At 65.9% G+C, this 4,777-nt stretch carries 3 protein-coding genes; all 3 read left to right on the plus strand.

The window, feature by feature from the left end; all coding sequences use genetic code 11:
• Positions 1 to 205 precede the first annotated feature (205 nt).
• Genes HU811_RS25020 through HU811_RS25030 form a run of 3 tightly spaced genes read left to right on the plus strand, consistent with a single transcriptional unit; the run spans position 206 to position 4,733 of the window.
• Positions 206 to 1,357: an efflux RND transporter periplasmic adaptor subunit gene (locus HU811_RS25020; RefSeq protein WP_186658665.1), complete on the plus strand. Its 1,152-nt coding sequence runs from the start codon at positions 206 to 208 to the stop codon at positions 1,355 to 1,357.
• The gene (locus HU811_RS25025; RefSeq protein WP_186658668.1) at positions 1,358 to 3,328 is read left to right on the plus strand and encodes a MacB family efflux pump subunit; all 1,971 of its coding nucleotides are present in this window, start codon (positions 1,358 to 1,360) and stop codon (positions 3,326 to 3,328) included.
• Between the two features lie 10 nt (positions 3,329 to 3,338).
• Positions 3,339 to 4,733, plus strand: coding sequence for an efflux transporter outer membrane subunit (locus HU811_RS25030; protein ID WP_186658670.1), 1,395 nt, complete (start codon positions 3,339 to 3,341; stop codon positions 4,731 to 4,733).
• The last annotated feature ends 44 nt before the right edge of the window (positions 4,734 to 4,777 follow it).

A 4,777-nucleotide genomic window follows, 5' to 3' on the forward strand; every position in this document is an offset into this window, starting at 1 on the left:
CCTCGCTTCGCTCGACAGCTCCTACAGAGCCCGACGGGAGCAAGCGCCCTCGCCACAGGGGAGCAGTGGCGCTTCAACTGATTTTTCCAACCTGCTACCAAGTGTTTCACACAGTAAATTCCCGTCCGAAGCGCTCGTTTACCAAGACAGCCTCCCGTCCCTGCCCTGCCTGCGACGGGCCCGACACCACCGGCCGGAACCCTGCATGAAACGTCCCCGCCCTACCCGACGCGCCTGGCTTTTAACCTTCGCTCTGCTCCCAGCCGTGGCCTTTGCCGCTTGGCAAGCGGTGGCCCCGAGCCGTGAATCGCTGATGACCGCACCCGTCACCCGTGGCGATATCGAAAACAGCGTCACCGCCCTGGGCACCCTGCAACCACGGCGTTACGTGGACGTCGGCGCTCAGGCGTCCGGGCAGATCCGCAAGATTCATGTAGAAGCCGGCGACGACGTTCGCGAAGGCCAATTGCTGGTTGAGATCGATCCCTCCACACAAAAGGCCAAGCTGGACGCCGGACGCTTCTCTATTGAAAACCTCAAGGCCCAGCTCCAGGAACAACGAGCCCAGCACGATCTGGCCCAGCAGAAATTCCGTCGTCAGCAACAACTCAAGGCCGGCGGCGCCACCCGCGAGGAAGACGTGCAGACCGCCCAGGCCGAAGTGCGGGCGACCCAGGCGCGCATCGACATGTTCCAGGCCCAGATCCGCCAGGCCCAGGCCAACCTGCGCAGTGACGAGGCCGAGCTGGGTTATACGCGCATTTTCGCGCCCATGAGCGGCACCGTGGTCGCCGTCGGTGCCCGGGAAGGCCAGACCCTCAACGCCCAACAGCAAACTCCGTTGATTCTGCGCATCGCCCGCCTGTCGCCGATGACCGTCTGGGCCGAAGTCTCGGAAGCGGACATCGGTCACGTCAAACCGGGCATGACCGCCTACTTCACCACCCTGGCCGGCGGCGCCCGTCGCTGGAGCAGCACCGTGCGTCAGATTCTGCCGGTGCCGCCGCGCCCGCTGGAGGCGAGCCAGGGCGGCAGCCTCACGGGCGGGCGCAGTGGCAGCGAACGGGTGGTGCTCTATACCGTGTTGCTGGATGTGGATAACGCCGACCGTGCCCTGATGACGGAAATGACCGCCCAGGTGTTTTTTGTTGCCGCCCAGGCACGCGATGTACTGACCGTTCCCAGCGCCGCGTTGCAGGCCAACGCCGGGCAAGTGCAGGTGGTGGCCGACAATGGCGATGTCCAGCTGCGCACCGTGCGTACCGGCGTCAGCGATCGGCTGCGTACCGAAATTCTCGACGGCCTGAGCGAAGGCGACCAGGTGCTGATCGGTCCGGCCGCCGGCAGCGGAGGCTGAATGGACACGCCCCTGATCGAACTGCGGGACATTCGCAAGGCCTACGGCGGTGGTGACAGCCCTCGGGTGGAGGTGCTGCGCGGCATCGATTTGTCCATTCACGCTGGGGAATTCCTGGCGATTGTCGGGGCGTCCGGCTCCGGCAAGTCCACCTTGATGAACATCCTCGGTTGCCTCGACCGCCCCACCAGCGGCGAATACCGGTTTGCCGGCGAAGACGTCGCCGGCCTGGGCAGCGACGAACTGGCCTGGCTGCGGCGCGAAGCCTTCGGCTTCGTGTTCCAGGGCTATCACCTGATCCCGTCCGGCACTGCCCAGGAAAACGTCGAGATGCCGGCGATCTACGCCGGCACCTCGGCCGCCGAGCGCCACGCCCGGGCCAGCGCCCTGCTCGAACGCCTGGGGCTGGCCAGCCGTACCGGCAACCGCCCTCATCAACTGTCCGGCGGCCAGCAGCAACGGGTGTCGATTGCCCGGGCCTTGATGAACGGCGGCCACATCATCCTCGCCGACGAACCCACCGGGGCCCTCGACAGCCAGAGCGGCATCGAGGTCATGGCGTTGCTCGACGAACTGGCAAGCCAGGGTCATGTGGTGATCCTGATCACCCACGACCGCGAGGTGGCGGCGCGGGCCAAGCGCATCATTGAGATTCGCGACGGGCTGATCATCAGCGACAGCGCCGGCGGCGATCCGACGCCGCTCCACGCCAACCCGAACGCGTTGCAAGCGGTGGACCTGCGCCAGCGCCTGAGCGCCGGCAGCGAACACAACGGCGCCTGGAAAGGCGAACTGCTCGACGCCGTGCAAGCGGCGTGGCGGGTGATGTGGATCAACCGTTTTCGCACCGCCCTGACGCTGCTGGGGATTATCATCGGTGTGGCCTCGGTGGTAGTGATGCTGGCGGTGGGCGAAGGCAGCAAGCGTCAGGTCATGGCCCAAATGGGCGCCTTCGGCTCCAACATCATCTACCTCAACGGCACCGCGCCCACCCCGCGCGCCGCCAAGGGCATCATCAGTGAACATGAACTGGCCGCCCTCGCCGCCCTGCCCGAGGTGCAGCGGATCATGCCGGTCAACGGCGCCGACGCCAGCGTGCGTTTCGGCAACCTCGACCACACCAGCTACGTGGGCGGCAACGATACGAATTTCCCGACCATCTTCAATTGGCCGGTGGCCCAGGGCAGCTACTTCACCGATGCCGATGAACGCAGCGCCGCGGCAGTAGCGGTGATCGGTCACAAGGTCCGGCACAAGCTACTCAAGGAGGTCGACGACCCCATTGGCCGCTACATCCTGATTGAGAACGTGCCGTTTCAGGTGGTCGGCGTGCTGGCGGAAAAAGGCGCCAGCTCCGGGGATTCGGATGCCGACAATCGCATCGCCGTGCCCTACTCTGCCGCCAGCGTGCGCTTGTTCGGCAGCCGGCATCCCGAGTACGTGGTGATCGCCGCCCGGGACGCTGGCAAGGTCACGGAGGCCGAACAGGCCATCTCCCGCACCCTGCTGCGCCTGCATGACGGCAAGCAGGATTTCGAGTTGACCAACAACGCCGCGATGATTCAGGCCGAGGCGCGTACTCAGGGCACGCTGTCGCTGATGCTCGGGGCCATTGCCGCGATTTCGCTGCTGGTGGGCGGCATCGGGGTGATGAACATCATGCTCATGACCGTGCGCGAGCGAACCCGCGAGATCGGTATTCGCATGGCCACCGGCGCCCGCCAGCGGGACATCCTGCGCCAGTTCCTCACCGAAGCGGTGATGCTCTCGGTGGTCGGCGGACTGGCCGGCATCGGCTTGGCCTTGCTGGTGGGCGGTGCGCTGCTGCTGGGCAAGATCGCCGTGGCCTTCGAATGGCTGGCGGTGTTCGGCGCCTTCGGCTGCGCCCTGGTCACCGGCGTTGTCTTCGGTTTCATGCCGGCCCGCAAGGCGGCTCGCCTCGACCCGGTCGCGGCCCTCACCAGTGAATGAACGCCACTCTATGAAAGCGCACCTGACCCTCCTCGCCGCCGGCCTGTTACTGGCGGCCTGCGGCACCCCTCTGCCGACGCCGGACAGCGGCATCCAGCCGCCACCGGCCTGGCAGAACCTCAATACGCCAAGCACGCACGCCGATAACCAACAATGGTGGACGCACTTCGGCAGCCCACAGTTGAACCGACTGATCGAACAGGCGCGCCTGGACAGTCACGATCTGGCAGCCGCCGTGGCCCGGGTTCGTCAGGCCCAGGCCAGCGCGGTGATCGCCGACGCGCCGCTGCTGCCGGAAATCAAGGCCGGGCTCAATGGCAATCGCCAGGAATTGTTGCGGGGCAAGGGTTACAGCCAACTGGACGTCGACCGGAACAACCGCACCATCGATTACTACGACGCCAACCTCAGCGCCACCTATGAACTGGATTTCTGGGGCGGCAAACGGGCGGCCCGGGACAGCGCACTGAGCAACCTGTCGGCCAGCCAGTTCGACCGGGCGACCGTGGAACTGACCCTACTCAGCGGCGTCGCCAACAGCTACACCCAGGCGTTGTCCCTGCGCGAGCAACAGCGCATCGCCGAACAGAACCTGGACAACGCCCAACGTGTACTCGACCTGGTGCAGACCCGCTACGACGCCGGCAGCGCCACGGCCCTGGAGTTGTCCCAGCAAAAAAGCCTGGTGGCGGCGCAACAGCGCAGGTTGCCTCAAGTGCAGCAGCAGGCCCGGGAAGCCTTGATAACCCTGGCGGCGCTGCTGGGGCAACCGGTGCAGTCGGTCACACTCGACGATGAACATTTCGACCGTTTGCACTGGCCCGCTATCGACGCCGGGGTGCCCAGCGACCTGCTCAGTCGCCGCCCGGACATCGCCGCCGCCGAAGCGCGCCTCGCCGCCGCCCAGGCTGACATCAGCGTGGCCCGCGCGGCCATGCTGCCTTCCGTGACCTTGGATCTGAGCCTGGCGACCGGCGCCGACATCGCCGAGCAGTTGCTGCGCAACAACGTCTACAACCTCACCGCAGGTTTGACCGCGCCGATCTTCAACAACGGTCGCCTCAAGGCCGAACAGAACAAAGCCACCGCCCGCCAGGAGGAGCTGCTGGAAACCTACCGCGCCGCCATCATCAACGGCTTCGCCGACGTCGAAAAAGCCCTGAACGGCATCCATGGGCTCGACCAGCAGCGGCAGTGGCAGAGCGAAGAACTGCATCAGGCCCAGCGCGCATTCGACATCGCCCAGCGCCGTTATCAGGCCGGTGCCGAAGACCTGCTCACCGTGCTGGAAACCCAACGCACGCTGTACGCCGCCCAGGACATGAACGTGCAATTGCGATTGGCGCGGGTGCAGGCGAGCGTGGCGTTGTACAAGGCGTTGGGTGGGGGTTGGCGGGTGATGTAAGCCTGAAGCCAAGGACACCTGTGGCGAGGGAGCTTGCTCCCGCT

This window comes from Pseudomonas tehranensis, from assembly GCF_014268615.1.
In the GTDB taxonomy this organism is placed as follows: domain Bacteria; phylum Pseudomonadota; class Gammaproteobacteria; order Pseudomonadales; family Pseudomonadaceae; genus Aquipseudomonas; species Aquipseudomonas tehranensis.